At 61.6% G+C, this 17,306-nt stretch carries 15 protein-coding genes; 3 read left to right on the forward strand and 12 right to left on the reverse strand.

Annotation, left to right across the window (positions count from 1 at the left end; genetic code table 11):
• Window positions 1-235: 235 nt before the first annotated feature.
• The 11 genes from fliF to BJ928_RS04570 form a co-directional block, all read right to left on the reverse strand.
• Window positions 236-1,912 (reverse strand): flagellar basal-body MS-ring/collar protein FliF, encoded by a 1,677-nt coding sequence (gene fliF, locus BJ928_RS04520; protein WP_047628099.1) that lies wholly within the window; start codon window positions 1,910-1,912, stop codon window positions 236-238.
• A 167-nt stretch (window positions 1,913-2,079) separates the two neighbouring features.
• Window positions 2,080-2,469: a hypothetical protein gene (locus BJ928_RS04525; protein ID WP_047628101.1), complete on the reverse strand. Its 390-nt coding sequence runs from the start codon at window positions 2,467-2,469 to the stop codon at window positions 2,080-2,082.
• A 16-nt stretch (window positions 2,470-2,485) separates the two neighbouring features.
• A complete protein-coding gene (gene cheD, locus BJ928_RS04530; RefSeq protein WP_047628103.1) occupies window positions 2,486-3,040 on the reverse strand; it encodes a chemoreceptor glutamine deamidase CheD in 555 nt (184 codons plus the stop codon).
• Window positions 3,037-3,426, reverse strand: a complete 390-nt coding sequence (locus BJ928_RS04535; protein WP_007695708.1) for a response regulator — start codon at window positions 3,424-3,426, stop codon at window positions 3,037-3,039. Before BJ928_RS04535 ends, cheD begins: the two co-directional genes overlap by 4 nt.
• Entirely contained in the window at window positions 3,426-4,469 is a 1,044-nt protein-coding gene (gene cheB / locus BJ928_RS04540; RefSeq protein WP_047628106.1) for a protein-glutamate O-methylesterase CheB, read from the reverse strand. Before cheB ends, BJ928_RS04535 begins: the two co-directional genes overlap by 1 nt.
• A complete protein-coding gene (gene cheR / locus BJ928_RS04545; RefSeq protein ID WP_047628107.1) occupies window positions 4,466-5,374 on the reverse strand; it encodes a protein-glutamate O-methyltransferase CheR in 909 nt (302 codons plus the stop codon). Before cheR ends, cheB begins: the two co-directional genes overlap by 4 nt.
• Window positions 5,371-5,838, reverse strand: a complete 468-nt coding sequence (locus tag BJ928_RS04550; RefSeq protein ID WP_047628109.1) for a chemotaxis protein CheW — start codon at window positions 5,836-5,838, stop codon at window positions 5,371-5,373. Before BJ928_RS04550 ends, cheR begins: the two co-directional genes overlap by 4 nt.
• 4 nt (window positions 5,839-5,842) lie before the next feature.
• Window positions 5,843-8,122, reverse strand: a complete 2,280-nt coding sequence (locus BJ928_RS04555) for a chemotaxis protein CheA (RefSeq protein ID WP_047628111.1) — start codon at window positions 8,120-8,122, stop codon at window positions 5,843-5,845.
• Between the two features lie 16 nt (window positions 8,123-8,138).
• The gene (gene cheY1, locus BJ928_RS04560; RefSeq protein ID WP_004128526.1) at window positions 8,139-8,504 is read right to left on the reverse strand and encodes a chemotaxis response regulator CheY1; all 366 of its coding nucleotides are present in this window, start codon (window positions 8,502-8,504) and stop codon (window positions 8,139-8,141) included.
• Window positions 8,501-8,797, reverse strand: a complete 297-nt coding sequence (locus tag BJ928_RS04565; RefSeq protein ID WP_047628116.1) for an STAS domain-containing protein — start codon at window positions 8,795-8,797, stop codon at window positions 8,501-8,503. The genes cheY1 and BJ928_RS04565 overlap by 4 nt, the downstream gene beginning before the upstream one ends.
• A 62-nt stretch (window positions 8,798-8,859) precedes the next feature.
• Complete coding sequence (locus tag BJ928_RS04570) at window positions 8,860-10,506, reverse strand: globin-coupled sensor protein (protein ID WP_047628799.1); 1,647 nt, start codon at window positions 10,504-10,506, stop codon at window positions 8,860-8,862.
• 728 nt (window positions 10,507-11,234) lie between these two features.
• On the opposite strand from BJ928_RS04570, the gene BJ928_RS04575 reads away from it, so the two are divergent.
• The 3 genes from BJ928_RS04575 to secD all read left to right on the forward strand — a co-directional run bounded on the left by BJ928_RS04575 (window position 11,235) and on the right by secD (window position 16,063).
• Window positions 11,235-12,761, forward strand: coding sequence for a glycosyltransferase family 39 protein (locus BJ928_RS04575; RefSeq protein ID WP_047628117.1), 1,527 nt, complete (start codon window positions 11,235-11,237; stop codon window positions 12,759-12,761).
• A 237-nt stretch (window positions 12,762-12,998) separates the two neighbouring features.
• A complete protein-coding gene (locus tag BJ928_RS04580) occupies window positions 12,999-13,418 on the forward strand; it encodes a hypothetical protein (RefSeq protein ID WP_047628119.1) in 420 nt (139 codons plus the stop codon).
• A 92-nt stretch (window positions 13,419-13,510) separates the two neighbouring features.
• Complete coding sequence (secD, locus tag BJ928_RS04585; protein ID WP_047628121.1) at window positions 13,511-16,063, forward strand: protein translocase subunit SecD; 2,553 nt, start codon at window positions 13,511-13,513, stop codon at window positions 16,061-16,063.
• A gap of 140 nt (window positions 16,064-16,203) precedes the next feature.
• Here the strand turns inward: secD and BJ928_RS04590 are convergent, their stop codons facing one another.
• Complete coding sequence (locus tag BJ928_RS04590) at window positions 16,204-17,079, reverse strand: SMP-30/gluconolactonase/LRE family protein (protein ID WP_047628123.1); 876 nt, start codon at window positions 17,077-17,079, stop codon at window positions 16,204-16,206.
• Window positions 17,080-17,306: the final 227 nt, after the last annotated feature.

Raw genomic sequence — 17,306 nt, forward strand, 5'->3', positions numbered from 1 at the left:
CACGGAAAACGAGGGCCGATTCGCTTTGAATACACGGCTATTACGTAGCGGCCATAGTATTTGTAAGTCGATTCTTTATACCCAGCAACCGTCTATCCAGTGAAATTCCATCTTACGAACACGTCAATTCGCTTGGCAGCGACTAATTGATCACAGGTGGCGCCGACGATGTCGCAAGATCAAATGCCGTCGCCCGGACAATAAAAAAGGACCGGGAAATTTCCCGGTCCTTCTGTCAGGCGGCCTTGTCGACGGCCCATTTTCTGAGGATCTTCGCGGCGCGCTCCTCGCTGATTTCCACCATGCGGGACAGGCGTCGCTCCGGTCCTTCCTTGACACGGCGGTTGAAGGTGCCGCCGTCGTCGCCCATCGTCAGCAGGTCGTCGGTGCTGTCGAAGCCGAAGTCGGAGCCGAAGCCGTCCATCAGCGCCGCGCCCGGGCCGCCAACCGCAGGTGCGAAGTCCGGCAGTTCGAGGCCGGCCGCTTCCGGCAGCGCGGCACCGCTGTTTGCGCCGCCGAGCGAGCGGATCAGCGGACGGAAGCCCATCCAGACGATCAGGAAGGCGACCGCGACGAAGGCCAGCGAGTTGATGATGCCGGCCATGTTGCGGCTCAGCATGTCGGTGATGCTGAAGCTGGAGGACGTGTCCTCGAGCAGCTGGGTGTCGAGGAAGTCCATCGCGTTGACCGTCACGACGTCGCCGCGCGACGGATCGACGCCAGCCGCCGTCGCGACGATCTTCTGCATTTCGGCGATATAGGCGTCGATCTTTGCCTGGTCGGCACCCTGGCCGACCATCTGGGCGATACGACCCTTGTTGACCACCACGGCGACGGACAGCTTTTCGACCCTGTAGCTGTTGCGGGTCGTCGCCGTCGTCTTGCTGTTGATTTCGTAGTTCGTCTGCTCTTCGCGCTTGTCGGACTGGTCGTTCGACGTCGGCGTGTTGCCGCCGGACTGCGGAGCCGCCTGCGGAATATTCTGTTCCACAGTCGCGGCGCTGTCGGGCTGGCTCTGCTGCGACTTCTGGGCTTCCTTCACGGTGCGGACGGAACGCTCGACCTTCGAGTCCGGATCGTAAGTGGTTTCCTGCACCTGCTGGCTGTCGGTGTTCAACTGCGCCGTTACGCTGGAGCGGAAGTTGTCCATGCCGAGGAAGGGCGCGAGCGCCTTGTCGATGTTGGATTCGACCTCGTTCTGCACGTTCTGCACGATGCCAAGATTGCGGCTGAGAGCGCCATTGCCGGGATCATCGCCCGATGCAAGCAACTGGCCGGTGGAATCGAGGATCGTCACGTCATCGACCTCCAGGCCGGGAACGGCGGAGGCGACGAGGTGACGGATTGCCGAGGCCGATTTGCGGGCGGCTTCCGCGCTCGCCCGGATCATGACCGATGCCGTCGGCTTCTGGTCGGCCTTGCGGAAGTTGCCGACGTCCTGCATGACGATATGGACGCGGGCGGCGCTGATGCCGGCGATCGAGGTGATGGTGCGGCTGATTTCACCCTCGAGAGCACGGACGCGAGTGACTTCCTGCATGAAGGAGGTCAGACCGAGCGAGCCGACATTGTCGAAGAGCTCATAACCGGCCTTGCCGCTGGTGGGTAGGCCACGCTCGGCGAGAAGCGCGCGAGCCTTGCCGGTCATCCCGGCCGGAACTGTCAGGCTGGTGCCATCCGTACCAACCTGAAAATTGATCTTGGCTTCCGCAAGCGCGATGCTGATCTGGTTGAGATCGGTCGCATCCAGGCCGACATACAGCGTCTCCTGGGCTGGCTTGTTGACATAGAGGGCCGCAAAAAGGATCAGCAGCATGGACACCGCGCCCACGCCCCCCAGGATCATCAGCCGCGTTCTCCCGAGATTCTGCAGATTCCGAAGCAGGGGAACTAATTGATTTAACAGATTCATTCTGTTCTCGCACGATTCGTCAAAGACTTGATGGCTTTGTACCCTGCAGCGAAAATAGAAACCGAAACTTGTGCGAGCGTTTCGTCCGGCCGGAGAAATCAGGAAAAAGCCGTGGAGAAACAGAGGGGATTACATAAGAAAAACAGTATCTGTCGCCGATGGCGAGATCAGAAGAAATCGAAATCGCCGGCAGCTTTCGCCATGGGCTGGGAATGGGCGTGAAAACCGCCGCCGCCAAGCGCCCTCTGCATCTCCGTCAACTTGACCAGGCTCAGCGCGGTTGCAAGATCGACCGTCCATCCTTCCGGCATGGTGCCGGCAATCGTGTCGATGAATTCGGCGATGCCCCGCGTCTTCTGAACGGCAAGATCGATGCCCTGCACGACCTTCATCGCCTCGGGAGACGCCATCATGCTGGCGCCGCTGATATCGAGCAGCTGCGGCTCGATGCGTTCGATCAGATAGGCGACATCGTGCAATTCGGAAACGATGCGCAGAAGGATGGCCGGAAGCGTTTCCTCGATGGCAGTCGTTTCAATGCGCTGGAAGGGGGTCATGCGGTAGCCTCGCTGATCAGAAAAATTCGATCGTATTGTCGACCGGCTTGGGTGCCACGACCGGACGCTGTTCCAGCGCAACGGTCTTCTGCGTTTCCGCACCGGTCAGCGGGTATTGCCTGGCCCGTCCGGAGATCGGCCAATATTCGATCTTGCGCCCATGCTCACCGCCCGTGCTGGAGCCGACGACCGGGATGCCTTCGTCTTTCAGGAACTGCATGGCGAAAACGGCATTCTGCTCGCCGACATTGGAAAAGGTCGCGATCGTCTTGGCGCCGCCGAAGACTTTCGCCTCCAGCCGGTCGCGTCGTGCGCCTTTCTTCAACAGGCCGTTGATCAGAAGCTCCATCAGATGCACGCCGTAACGCGTCGCATCGCCACCGTTCATCGGCGAGTTGGCCATTCCCGGGAGGAGGAAATGGTTCATCCCGCCGACGCCGGCGATGGGATCGCGCAGGCAAGCCGCCACGCAAGAGCCGAGAATGGTCGTCAGCACCACTTCGGGATCGCTGATGACCTTGTACTCGCCCTGAATGATATGCACGCGACGGGCTGCACCCTCGGTGATCATTTTAACGCTCCGAAGACGGCCTCGATGGCAGCTTTCATCTTTTCAATCGTGAAGGGCTTGGCGAGCACGTTGTTGGCGCCGAGCTGCGCCGCCTTCTGCACGAGCGCGCGGTCGCCCTGCGCCGTCAGGATGATGAAGGCAGCCTTCTTGGTCGCCGGGTTGGTGCGCACCGCCTGCAGGAGGCCGAGCCCATCCATCTTCGGCATGTTGAAGTCGGAGATGACGAGATGATGCGGCTGCTGCTGCATGATCTTCATCCCCTGCTCGCCGTCGCCGGCAGCCGTAATCTGCTTGAAGCCGAGCTGCGTCAGCGCATCGCTCAGCAACAGGCGGCTGGTGACCTGATCGTCGACGATCAGAACTTTGATTTTCTCCGCTAGAGACATTATTCGCTCCCTTCCTTTCGGGCGGCTGTGGCTTTCAAAATTTCCTCGCCAATGGCGTTCAGCGGAAACTGCTGTTCGACTGCACCGAGCTCGTGGGCGACCCTCGGCATGCCGTAGACCACGCAGGTCTTCTCGTTCTGGCCGATGGTGCGCGCACCGGCGTGGCGCATCTTGAGGAGACCGGCGGCGCCGTCGCGGCCCATACCGGTCAGGATCACGCCGACGGCATTGCGGCCTGCCAGTTCGGCAACCGAATCAAAGAGCACGTCGACAGAGGGGCGATGGCCGTTTACCGGCCCGCCGTCCACCAGACGGCAATGGGGCGCCGAGGCGTTGGCGACCCTAAGGTGCCTTTCGCCGCCCGGCGCCAGATAGATCTTGCCGATTTCCAGCCGCGCACCATCCGTCGCCTCCTGGACAACAGGCGCGCAGAGGCGGTTCAGCCGCTCGGCGAAGCTGCGCGTAAAGGTCGGCGGCATGTGCTGCGTGATGACGGTCGGCGGGCAGTTGGCCGGAAATTTCTGCAGAACGTTGATCAGCGCCTCGACACCGCCGGTAGAGGAGCCGATCGCGACGATCTTGCGCCCCACGCGGAAGTCCGAGACAGCCGGCGGCGGCACACGCTGGGCGGCGGGCTTGACATATTGCCGCTGCGAGCGGGCTGCCGCCTTCACCTTGTCGGCCAGATCGCCGAAGGGATGCGGCTCGCCCGGCGAGGGCTTGCCGACGCAATCGAACGCACCGATCTCAAGGGCTGCGAGCGTCGCGTCAGCGCCGCGATGCGTCATCGTGGAAACCATGATGACCGGCATGGGCCGGAGCGTCATGATCTTTTCGAGGAATTCGAGGCCGTTCATGTTCGGCATCTCGATATCAAGGGTTACGACATCAGGATTGAGCGCCTTGATCGCGGCGCGCGCCTCCATCGCATCGCCGGCCTGGCCGACGACATTGACCTCCGGATCGGCGCGCAAGACGGCCGTGATCAGGCCGCGCATGGTCGGGGAGTCATCGACAACGAGAACGCGGGCAGCGGTGCTCATGGTTTTCTCCCCGCATTCTTGCCGAGATAGCGATAGGTGGTAATGCCGATATTGTCGAAGACGTGCTTCGCTTCCCCGGCCACCCGCTCGGAGTGACCGATATAGAGATGACCGTGATCGTGCAGCTGGCCGGCGAAACGGGTCCAGATCTTCGTCTGCGTCGGCTCATCGAAATAGATGACGACGTTACGGCAGAAGATGACGTCGAACATGCCCTTGAACGGCCATTGCCCGAGCAGGTTCAGCTCGTTGAAGGTGATCAGCCGCTTGACGCGATCGTCGATCTGGAATTTGCGGCGGCCCTGCAGGTTGACGTCCTGGAACCACTGCTTGCGCATGGCGGGCGAAATCGTTTCGAGCGCCGCCTCATCATAGGCGCCGGCGCGTGCCAGACCCAGGATCTTGGGATCGATGTCCGTCGCCAGGATCTTGAAATCGAAGTCCGCGACGTTCGGCATCAAGGCGAGCACGGTGAGCGCGATCGAATAGGGCTCCTGCCCGTCGGAACAGGCAGCCGACCAGATGCGCACCCGGCCACCGGCCTTGGCGCGCGCCAGGAGACCCGGCAGGACCTCGTCGCGCAGATGATCGAAATGATGGTTTTCGCGGAAGAAGCGCGTGAAATTCGTCGTCAGGTGCGACAGCATCTCCCGGCGCGCGGCACTTCCCGCCGGCGATGAAACCAGCTGGCAGTAATCGCGAAAGCCGGCAAGACCCAGCGCGCGGATATGCTTCGACAGCCTGGAATAGACGAGCGACGCCTTGCTCTCGTTGAGAGAAATGCCCGCATCCGCATAGATCATGGCGGCGATTTCCGAGAGATCGCGACGCGTCAGCGGATATTCGCCGCTCGCCAGCACCTCGTCCGGAGACGCCCTGAAATCCGTTGCTCCCATCACGCTCATGCAGCCTCGCTTTCGCTTTCAGGGAACAGGGCTTCCAACTCTATCAGACAGATCATGCGGCGATCGATCGCCACGATGCCGCGGGCAAACTGCCGTTCGTGGTCGGAAGAGACCTCCGGCGTCGGCTGAATGCTATCGTCGGTGATCGTCAGGATGTCCGAAACGGCATCCACGAGAAGGCCGACCACCTTATGCTTGACCTGCGCCACGATGATCACATGCCGCGCCGTCGGCTCCGCCCGCTTCATGCCGAGCCGGGCCGAGAGGTCGATAATCGGCAGCACCGCGCCGCGCAGATTGATGACGCCGAGCATGTAGCCGGGCGCATGCGGCATGGCCGTTGCCGGAGTCCAGCCGCGAATTTCGCGGACCGACATGATATCGACGCAGAATTCCTGATCGCCGATGCGGAAGGCGATCAGCTCGCGATTGCCCTGGCTCAGGTTCTTGACGGCATAGGACATCAACTCACCCCGCCGCCGCGTAAGACATCTCAGCCTTCAGCGACTGGCCGCGCGACGCGCCGACCACCGCATCGACATCGAGGATGAGAGCGACGCGGCCATCGCCGAGGATGGTCGCAGCCGCGATGCCAGGCACGTGCGTATAATTGGCCTCGAGGCTCTTGATGACGACCTGGCGCTGACCCTGGATCGCATCGACCATGAGGGCGCGCTGGCCGCCGCCTTCCGATTCCACCAGCAGCGCGACGCCTTCGACCGGATTGGCCTGGGTGGCGCGGAAATTCAGGATGCGTCCGACATCGACCAGCGGGCAGAAGCTATTACGGATCGAGATCAGGCGATGGTTCGCACCGAAGGAGTGGATGGCCGCAGCTTCGGGCTGCAGCGTTTCGACGATTGCCGTCAATGGAACGACCAGCGTCTGGCCGGCAACCGTCACCACCATGCCGTCGAGAACGGCGAGGGTCAGCGGCAGGCTCATGGTGAAGACGGAGCCTTGCCCCGGCTTGGAGGTGATGTTGATGCGGCCGCCGAGCGCCTGGATGGAGCGTTTGACAACATCCATGCCGACGCCGCGGCCGGAAATGTCGGAAATCTTGTCGGCGGTCGAGAAGCCCGGCAGGAAGATCAGATTGTCGATTTCCTCATCGGAAAGGTTGGCGTCGGCCGCGATCAGATCGTTGTCGATCGCTTTCTGGCGCACTCTCTCACGGTTGATGCCGGCGCCGTCGTCGGCCAGTTCGATCAGGATGCGGCCGGAGCGATGCTTTGCCGTCAGGCGAACGGTGCCTTCCGGATTCTTGCCGAGCGTCGTGCGCTTCTCAGGGCTCTCGATACCGTGGTCGACGGCGTTGCGGATCATATGCGTCAGCGGCTCGGCGAGCTTGTCGATGACGGTCTTGTCGACTTCGGTGTTCTCACCCTCCGTGATCAGGCGGATCGACTTGCCTGTCATGTCGGCGATTTCGCGGACGATACGCGACATGCGCTGGAAGACCGGCTTCACCGGCTGCGCGCGGATCGCCATGACGCTATCCTGGATCTCGCGAGTGAGCTGCTGCAGCTCTTCGAGACCCATATTGATCGAAGATGCGCCGTTATTGTCGTTTTCGATCACGCTCTGGGAGAGCATCGCCTGGTTGATGACAAGCTCGCCGACGAGGTTGATCAGGCGATCGACGCGGTCGAGGTCGACACGAATGGTTTGCCCAGCCGCCGCAGCGGCTGCATTGTTTTGCGCGGCGGCGGCATTCGAGGCAGCTGCGGCAAGGGCAGCTTCCTTCTTCTCGACGCGCGCAGCGGCGGAAGCGAGCTGCGTAACGTTGCTGGCCGTCTCTGCGGCAGCGACTGCGGCGGCAACGTCGTTTTTCAGAGCCGGCGCTTCCTCGGCGGGTTCGACAGCCGGCGCGGCGGTGTCATCGTCGAGGATCGAAAGATCGAAGGGCACCGGCACCATCGGCAATTCTTCGCCACTCGAAGCAGCATCACCGCCAGCCAGCCGGACTTCGAGATCGCAGTCCCATTCGGCGAATTCGAAGACGGTGCGAATGGCGTCTTCGCCCTTGTCCGTCTTGATCGCGATCGCCCATTTGAAATAGGCGCCTTCGGGATCGAGATCCGTGAGGCCCGGCAAGGCGTCCATGTCGCAGAAGATGTTCATTTCGCCGAGCCGCGCGAGATCGCGCAGCAGCAGCGTCGCGTCGTTGCCCTTGGCGTAGAGATCGGAGCGCGGCTTGAAGTTGACTTCATATTCCGGCACGCCGTCGTTCGCCGGCTCGTCGCTGCCGAAATCGTCGTCGAAGCTGAAGGGGATCGGCTGAAAACCGCTATCATCTGTCGGCACGGGCATTGCGGGCTTGGGAGCGGCCTCGACGACCACGGAAACGGAGGGCGCGGGGACACCGCCAGTTGCCAGAGCTTCCAGTTCCTTGACCAGGCCGCGACTGCGGGCCTGATCGACGCTGCCGCCATCGCGGGCGGCATTGGTGAGATCCGCCAGAACGTCCGCCGCCTTGAGCATGACCTTCAGGACATCTTGGGTCGGCTCCAGCTTGTTGGATCGAACGCAATCGAGCGTGGTCTCGAAGACGTGGGCGAATGCGACCAGGTCGTCCAGACCGAAGGCACCTGCCCCACCCTTGATGGAATGAACGGCGCGGAATACGGCATTGACGGTTTCCGGATCGCGGTCGCCGTCATTCATTTTCAGGAGACCGGATTCCAGTTCGGCGAGCTGCTCTTCGCACTCCTGGAAGAAAATCTCTTTGATTTCGTTCATATCCATAAGGGGCGGGTCCTGTTTAGGCGGTTACGCGCTCGATGGCATCGATCAGCTTGGCGGGATCGAAAGGCTTGACGATCCAGCCGGTCGCACCCGCCTGACGGGCACGGTTCTTCTTTTCCGCATCGCTTTCCGTCGTCAGGACGAGGATCGGAACTGCGCGATATCTGTCGTTGCGGCGAACGCCTTCGATAAAGCCGAAACCGTCAAGACGCGGCATGTTGATATCCGTGACGATGACGTCGGGATTGGCTTCTTCCAGGATTTCAAGGCCCTCGACACCGTCTTCGGCCTGAATGGTCTCGAAACCCGCATTGTTGAGGGTGACGAGAAGCATGTTTCGAATGGTCCGTGAATCATCCACGGTCAGCACTTTTTTCTTCATTTCCGGATCTCCTTGGCAAGCAGATGGGAGACATCCACCCCGATCACCTGCATCGTTTTTTGAAATGCATCCGACACCTTGGAGAAGGTGAAGGAGAGCTTGTCCTCATCCCAGGTCTTGGCGGCAGCCATGATGACCTGCACGCACAAGGTCCCGATCCTTTCGACGCCGGACGCATCGATCGCGACATTGCTGCCGCGCAATCCCATCAGCGTGCCGCGAAGGGCAGAGGCCTCGTTGAGGTCCAGCACCGCGGCCAGACTGATTGTCTTTTCGCCTTTCCTGCTCGGCATCGCGTCATTCCTCGTTGTCTGAAATCGGACCGACCGGCCCGCATGTGCATGAAACTGAAAGATCAAAAGGCATTACGCTCGCCTCCCGTTGCGGTCCTGCGAAGCGGGAAGCCGAAATCGGCCATGTCTTGTTCATCTCGCGCGAGACCGAGTTCGTCGCGAGCGGAAAGCTGCCGTTGCTGGGCGGCCTTGACCGGCGCGGCGGGCGCTGCATGACGCCGCTCGCGCTCGATGCGGAACTCGCGAATGGTCCGGCCGAGCTCGACGACGACGCTATGCAGATGATCGGCACCTGCTTCGGTGCGGGTTGCCTGACTTTCGCTTGCGGCCGCACGCTCGCTATAGCCGCCGATATCAGCCGTCAGCGTCTTCAGGCCGGCGACCTGTTCGTCACTGGCGGCGGCGATCCCTGAAATGGCGTCGTTGATATCGGTTACCTGGCGCACGATGCTGCCGATCGCATCCTGGGTGCGGCCGACCATCTGGACGCCGGCATCCACCTGCGCCTTGGTCCCCGTCACCAGAACCTTGATCTCGCGCGCCGCATCAGCGGAACGCTGCGCGAGCGCGCGAACTTCCTGCGCGACGACGGCAAAGCCGCGACCGCTGTCGCCGGCCCGGGCCGCCTCGATGCCGGCGTTGAGGGCGAGAAGATTGGTCTGGAAGGCGATCTCGTCGATGACGCCGATAATCTGGCCGATCTTTTCGGCCGAGGTCTCGATATCCGCCATGGCCGATATCGCCTGGCCGACGATCCGGCCGCTATCTTCCGCCGCAGCCCGGGTCGATGCCGTCACGCGCTCGGCCGAGCGGGTATTGGCGGCGTTGCCGCGCACCTGGTCGGCAAGCTCGGCCAATTGCCTCGCGGAGTTCGCAAGTCCTTGCGACTGCTCGGCCGACTTTTCCGCCAGAGATTTCGAGGCGCGGGAAATGGCGTCGCTCGTCGCCTCGGCCGCCTGCACGCCGCCGGACAGGGCCGAAAACTGCTGCTGGATATCCGAGAGCGCCACATTCAAGGCTTCCGCGACTTCGACATAGGCATCGGGACAATCGGCCGGCAACCGGGTCGTCAGATCGCGATCCGCCAGACCGTTGGCAAGTTCGGCGATGAAGGCAGCCGCCTCAGCGCGGTCGGCGGTCCGTTGCTCGGTCAGTGCGCGCTGATGGCCGACACGCAATTCGTTGAAACGCAGCGATACGGCAATCTCGACATCGACCATGACGAGGCGCACGACCGCAGTCACAAGTTCGCCGAGTTCGCGGGCGCGACGCTTGGCTCCCGGCAGGATGGCGCGGCCACCCATCTCGCCGAGAAGGCCGGAAAGAAGATGCTCCAGCATGACGCCATGGCCCGCAACATGCCAGCGCGGGTCGAGGCCCATCTTGCTTTCGCTGTCGGACAGGACCTTGACTCGCTCGGCATAGAGGCTGTCGAAGCGCGCATCCGTCAGCACGTCCCAGTGCGAGGATTGCAGATCCTGAAGCCGTTCGAGCTGGCTTTCACTGGTGAAATTGCGGGAAGCATCGGGGAAAGTCTGGAAGCGGTGGAAAAGATCGCGAAGGCCGGCCTTGAGATGGGCTTCGAGCATCGGCCGGCTGCGGCGCAGCGTGTCGCATTGCCCGGCGTCGAGACCAGCAAAACGCAAGCGGTCGCGAAGGCTGCCAGCCTGCGCCCTGCCTGCCTGATCTGACGGCGTATCCTGCGCCAAAATCGTCCCTGCCGAACTGCCGCGCATCCAAGCGCCGGCGAAGCCGCTGATGATCCGCGCCAGGCGCAATGAGGAGGCGAGGAAGGGCAGCCGTCGCCATCGATCAGCTGATCGAGGCACCGAAGCTCGCTCGTTCATCAAAGTCTGTTGCGGACCTGTTTGATGAAATGGATACCGGATCGAACCCGGTACGACGGGGCGGCTTCATGCCTGCTGAGAACGAGTCACAATTTTCCCATTCCGACGTTCAGGCTCAATATTTATGGTTAATTCCTTGCCTGAAGGTTAATAGCCAAGCATAGCACCGCTCGATCTACTTTATTCTAAATTAGAAATTACTTTCCAGCATAGTGAAACGCCCGCCAAGCGCTCAGGCCGCAAGTCACGAGCAAGCTTCATGCCTTACTACCCAGGGCATAGACAGGTTCGATGTCGCTACGGAGAGAGCAATGATTGTTCTTGGTTTGACCGCCTCGCTGATGGCCAGCCTGACGCTTGTGGCGTTCATGCTTCTGTGCCGCATCGAAGAGACGCGCGGCAAGACCGCTTCCCGCGTTCTCTAGGCGGGCCGTACGGATACCTCACAATCCCGGATCGCCCGGATCGGATGCATGGCGCTTCGCCGCCATGAAGCAATCCCTGCTGTCTTTCGAGATAGCCGGGAGCTAGCTTTGGCCTCAATAGTTCCGTATTAAGCCTCACGATCAGGCACCGAGACCCATCCTTTAATGCTCGACACGACCCATTCCCGAACACACGGCCAGAAACTTTCGCTGGGGCTCGCCCTTGCGATCATCTTCGGAGTGACGCTCTGGCGCGTGCTCATGCTGCTCCTCAACAGGACGGATCTCTTCGTCGACGAGGCGCAATACTGGTTCTGGGGCCAGAATCTGGATTTTGGCTATTATTCCAAGCCGCCCATGATTGCCTGGGTCATCCGCTTCTTCAACGTGATCTCGGGATCGGATTCGACCTTCTGGGTGCGCTTGTCGGCGCCGCTCTTCCACCTCGCCACCGCGCTGATGCTGATGTGCACCACGCGGCGGCTGATCGACGACGAGACCGGACGCGAGATCGCGCCCTGGGTCGGCGTCATCTTCATCACACTGCCCGCCGCCTCGCTCTCGGCAGTGCTCGTATCGACCGACACGATCCAGATCCTGTTCGTGACGATCGCCGTCTGGGCCTTTATCGGCCTCAACAAGCGCTCTTCGGTGCTGGAAGCCATCATCCTCGGCGCCAGCCTCGGCATCGCCTTCCTGACGAAATATTCCGTGCTCTTCCTGCTCCCCGGCGTCGGCATTGCCATGCTGACGATGCGGTCGGCGCGCATCGCCTGGCGGGACGTCGCGATTGCCGCGATCGTCGGCGCCATCGTCGTTTCCCCCAATCTCTGGTGGAACCTCACCCATGATGCGGCGACGATCAAGCACACCGAAAGCATTGCCCAATGGAGCAAGGGCGGCAACGGCAACAGCCTGCCGAAGCATGTGCTCAACGGGCTCAGCTTCTTCGGCGCGCAATTCGGGGTCGTCGGCCCGGTCGTCTTCTATGCGATGTTATGGGCAACGTGGCGGGTCATCCGCGGGCAGAGCGACGACAGGGAAAAGCTGCTGTTCTGGCTGTCCGTGCCGGTCATAGCCCTGATCACGCTGCAAGCCCTTCTCGCCAAGGCCTATGCCAACTGGGCCGTCTCCGCCTATGCCGCCGGCACCATTCTCGCCGTGCTGGTGCTCTATCGCCTGACGAAGAAGGGGCTGAGCACGTCGCTGATCATCGGCGCGGTCGTCGCCATCGTCATCCCCGTCCTGACGGTCTTCGCCTATGACATCAAGCTGCCGAACGGCGATCTTGTCATGAAGCGCTATGTCGGCCGCAGCGTCATCAGCAACGAAATCGCCAATATCGCCACGGAAGCGAAGATGACCGATATCGTCGCGCAGGACCGCGATGTCCTCGCCGATCTCTACTATACGCTGAAGGGCCAGCCGTTCCGCATCTATGCCCGCCATTTCGGCGGCTTTCCCCATAACTATTACGAGCAGGATTTCTCCCTGCCGGCCAGCGTGACCGGTCCGGTCCTGTTCGTCGACAACGATCCGATCGATTGCCCGGGGGGCCAGGCCGAGCTCCTGAAGAGCTGGTCGCCGCCCTATGGCGAAATGAAGGGCAAGACGCTTTATGCCTATCGCGTCCCGGCATCCTGCCTCGCGCCCAAGCCATCCGCCGCCGAAACGGGAGATACGGAAAATTAAGAAATCGCGCCCGGACGGTTGACCGGCTCGCACAACTGCATCATGACAGGCCGCACTACAGCGCCGCGCGTCACATGTGACGCGCAAAGGTCGCTGTAGCACTTTCAATCTGCTGCATAATTCCTTAAATCGACCCAGATTTAAGGAATTATGCAGTGGGAAGACGCGAGGCGTCCTGATATCATGACCGAACCGCCGGCGTTCGCGCCGGCAGACGAATAAAGGCATTTTGGACCGTTGAGCCCGCTCGAATTCGGCGCCGCCGACAGCGAAGATAGCGATCACAGGAAGCACCGCGCCGGAGCGCGCGTGATTGCCTCGCTGTTCGTCGCGTTCTTCGCCTATATCGGCTTGGCGCTTGGCGGCGGTATCAACCTTGCCGCGCGTGCCGATGCGGATGCCCTCTCTTCGGGCAAGGACACCCAGCCGCTCTACCTTTCGCTGCGCGATCCGGTGCGCGGCATCGTCGTGGCCGACCGGCTGGTGACGCCGAAGGCGACATGGCACGACATCGGGCCTGCAACGCTTGCAGCCCTTCCCTCGCTCGGATATCCGGCAAGCTCCTGGCAATCGAACTGTCCGGACGATGCTGCCCGGTTCGAATCCCTGACCTTCCGCGCCTATCGCGCGCGGGGCCCTCCGAGCGACTTCGCTTAAGCGATCGGCGCAGACGCGCTAAATCTCCGACAAGACCTTAAGTCCGCCGGCGGCCAGACCGTAGGCATAAGCTTATTTCAAGGATAATACCCATGCGTACTTCACCATGGCTCGTGGCACTTTATACAGTGATCATCGTCATTGGCTTTCTGATTGCATTGCCGAACGCGCTGCCGCAGTCGGTTCTCAGCAAGATTCCGTCCTGGCTTCCGCATAGCCAGGTTTCGCTCGGCCTCGACCTTCGCGGCGGCTCCTATCTCGTCCTCGAAGTCGACGAGAAGGACCTGACGAACGGTCGGCTGCAATCGCTGCAGCAGGACGCACGCCGCGTCCTGCGCGACAAGAACATCCAGACCCGCTCGGTCGTCCGCACCGGCGACCAGATCGTCGTAACCCTTAACGATCCCACGCAGAGCGGTGACGCGGTGACGCAGCTGCAGACGCTGGCCAATACGATCACATCCGGCCTCTCGGCTGGCCAGTCGGATCTCAGCATCAAGCCGAATGGCGCGACCATCGCGATGTCCTTCTCGCAGGCAGGCATTGCCGCCAACGTCGATTCCGCCGTGCAGCAGAGTCTTGAAGTCATCCGCAAGCGCGTCGACCAAGTCGGCGTCGCCGAGCCGACCATCCAGCGCGTCGGCCCGAACCGCGTTCTCGTCCAGCTTCCGGGTGCACAGGACCCGTCGCATCTGCGCGAACTTCTCGGCTCGACCGCCAAGATGTCCTTCCACCTGCTCGCCGATAACGTCGATCCGAACAATCCCGGCCCCGGCGTCACCATCATGAAGGACGAGCAGGGCAACAGCTATCCGGTTCTCGATCGCATCGAACTTTCCGGCGACCGCCTGACCGACGCCCGCGTCAGCTTCGACCCGAACACGCATGAGCCGCTCGTGACCTTCCGCTTCGACAGCGCCGGCGCCAACCGCTTTGCGGAAATCACACGCGAAAACGTCGGCAAGCCCTTTGCAATCGTCCTCGACAACAAGGTTCTGAGCGCGCCGAATATCCGCGAGCCGATCACCGGCGGTTCGGGCCAGATCTCCGGCAACTTCACCGCCGACAGCGCCACCACGCTTGCAGCCCTGCTACGGGCCGGCGCCCTGCCTGCGAAGCTGACCGTCATCGAAGAACGCACCGTCGGCGCCGACCTCGGTGCCGATGCGATCCAGAAAGGCATCTATAGCGGCCTGGTCGGCTTCGTCCTCGTTGCCGCTTTCATCTTCGTGCTCTACGGCACCTGGGGCATTCTCGCGAATGTCGCACTGCTCATCCACACGGTCCTGACCTTCTCGGCCCTGACGCTGGTCGGCGCCACGCTGACGCTACCAGGCATCGCCGGTATCGTGCTCGGCATCGGCCTTGCGGTTGACGCCAACGTTCTCATCAACGAACGCATCCGCGAAGAAACCCGCAAGGGCCGCGGTTCCTTCGCCGCCATCGATAACGGCTTCAAGAAAGCCTATTCGACGATCATCGACGGCAACATGACGGCCTTGATCGCCGCCGCCATCCTGTTCTACTTCGGCTCCGGCCCGGTTCGCGGCTTTGCCGTGACCATGGGTCTCGGCCTTATTATCTCGATGTTCACCTCCGTCGCCTTCGTGCGCGTCGTGATGATCGCCATCACCCGTCGCAGCAAGCTGAAGGTGCTCAACATCAGGCCGCTGATCCCCTTCAGCCCCTATGACAAGCACATCCACTTCATGAAGGCTCGCTTCTTCGGCATCACCGTCTCGGCGATCCTGTCGATCGCCTCGGTGGTGCTGTTCGTCCATCCGGGCCTCAACTACGGCGTCGATTTCCGCGGCGGCATCCAGATGTCGGTCAAGACCAAGGACGCGGCGGATTTGGCGACGTTCCGCGAGGGCCTGAATACGCTCGGCCTCGGCGAAATCGCACTGCAGTCCTTCGGCGACAACAACAGCTTGCTTGTCCGCGCCCAGCGTCAGGACGGCGGCGAAGAAGCGCAGACAGCTGCTGTAACGAAGCTCAAGGCGGAAATCGTCAAAATCGACCCGACCGCGACCATCGAAGGCACCGATGTCATCGGTCCGAAGGTCTCGGGCGAGCTTGCCTGGGCCGGCATCCTGTCAGTCGTGATCGCCAGCCTGGCGATGCTCGTCTACATCTGGGTGCGGTTCGAATGGCCATTCGCGGTCGGCGCCATCGTCACGCTGGTCCTCGACGTCACCAAGGCGATCGGCTTCTTCGCGATCACCGGCCTCGATTTCAACCTGACAGCCATCGCCGCGATCCTGACACTTGTCGGATATTCGGTGAACGACAAGGTCGTCGTCTATGACCGCATGCGTGAAAACATGCGGCTCTACAAGTCGATGCCGCTGCGTGAGATTATCGACAGGTCGATCAACGAGACCCTGGCGCGAAGCCTCTATACCAACGCCACTGCCTTCCTGGCGCTGGTGCCGATGGCGATCTGGGGCGGCAGCGCCGTCTCCAGCTTCGCAATCCCGATGGTGTTCGGCATTCTCGTCGCCGGCGCCTCGTCGATCTTCATCGCAGCGCCGATCCTGCTCTTCCTCGGCGACTGGCGCCGCCGCCATGCCAAGCCGGCTGCCAACGATGGCAAGCAGGCGGACGGCACGTCCGGCAAGGACAAGCAGATCCCAGCAGCCTAACAAGCAGCGATTATATGAAACAGGACATGCCCGGTTTCCGGGCATGTCCACCCGCCGGACAAAAGAGAGGCGGCGCAAGAACGCAAGGCAGTTTTGCGATTAGGCTGCCATGGAGCGGATCTGAAAGACCGCGAAGCGCCTCAAGATATGATCGGCATATGCAACGGCAGGCCCGGACGAGGCGCCGTTATCTTCTCCACCACACCCTTTTCCTGCTCGCTAACGAGCAAGTGCTTGCCATCGACGGTAAAGGCGATATTGCCTGGCCGCGCGCCATTGGTGCGTATATGGCCGGCCATCTTGCCCTCGGTGTCGATCAGGCAGACTTCACCGAGGCCATACATGGCGCAATAAAGCGTGCCGCTGCGATCGAAAGCCAGATCGGACGGCCCACGCAGCACATTGGTAGCCGGCGACGTCATCGACTGCGCAAACATTTCCTGCCGCCCGCCGACAATCTGCCGGTAGATTTTTCCGGTCAGCGTCTCGCTGTAATAAAGCAGCCCGTCGGCATCGAAGGCAATACCGCCGGCAAGGAGCAGACCGGCAGCCAGGACACGGATGACTCGGCCTTCCGCCGGATCGATCTGATAGACGCAGCCATTATAGGCCGCCTTGAAGAAATCGGGATTGATATGACCGCCTTCCAGCAGGTCGGCGAGGCGAAACCCGGAATCGGTCATGTAGAGCAGGCCATCAGGCCCGAAGGCAAGAGCATTGGGATGGAGAAACGGGCCGTCCGCGCTACCCTCGATCACCTGAAGGACCCGTCCCTGGGCCGAGAGCCTTACCAGGGAGTCTTCCGGGCCGCCGGCTACCCAGAAACATCCATCGCCGTCGAGAGCAATCCCGCTCGGAGCGCCGCCGATCCGGAAAACATCCCGGGACGCGCCGCCTGCATCATAGAGCGTCATATTACGGCGACTGGCATCCATTTCGACAAGCGCCAGACGCCCATCCGGCAAAGCCACCAGCCCGCTAGGCAGACGCAGGCCAGTGGCGATCGTTTCGTTCATGTTCTGAAACCTTCACTCTACGCACTGCGAAACCCCAAAAACTCAAATTGGCGCGCCAAAACGATACATAAGCACGAAGAAAGTCCTTTTCGAGCCGAAGCAAGCGGAATCCGGATAAGTTTTTTGCGCAACTTCTCACATCTGCGTGCCAACCGCGTGAATCTTGACAGGCTTTGGCGATTCGGAACATCCATAGAACGCCCATTCGGTTTCGCGACGGCGATTCG

Source organism: Rhizobium sp. WW_1 (genome assembly GCF_003610155.1).
Lineage (GTDB): Bacteria > Pseudomonadota > Alphaproteobacteria > Rhizobiales > Rhizobiaceae > Rhizobium > Rhizobium tropici_A.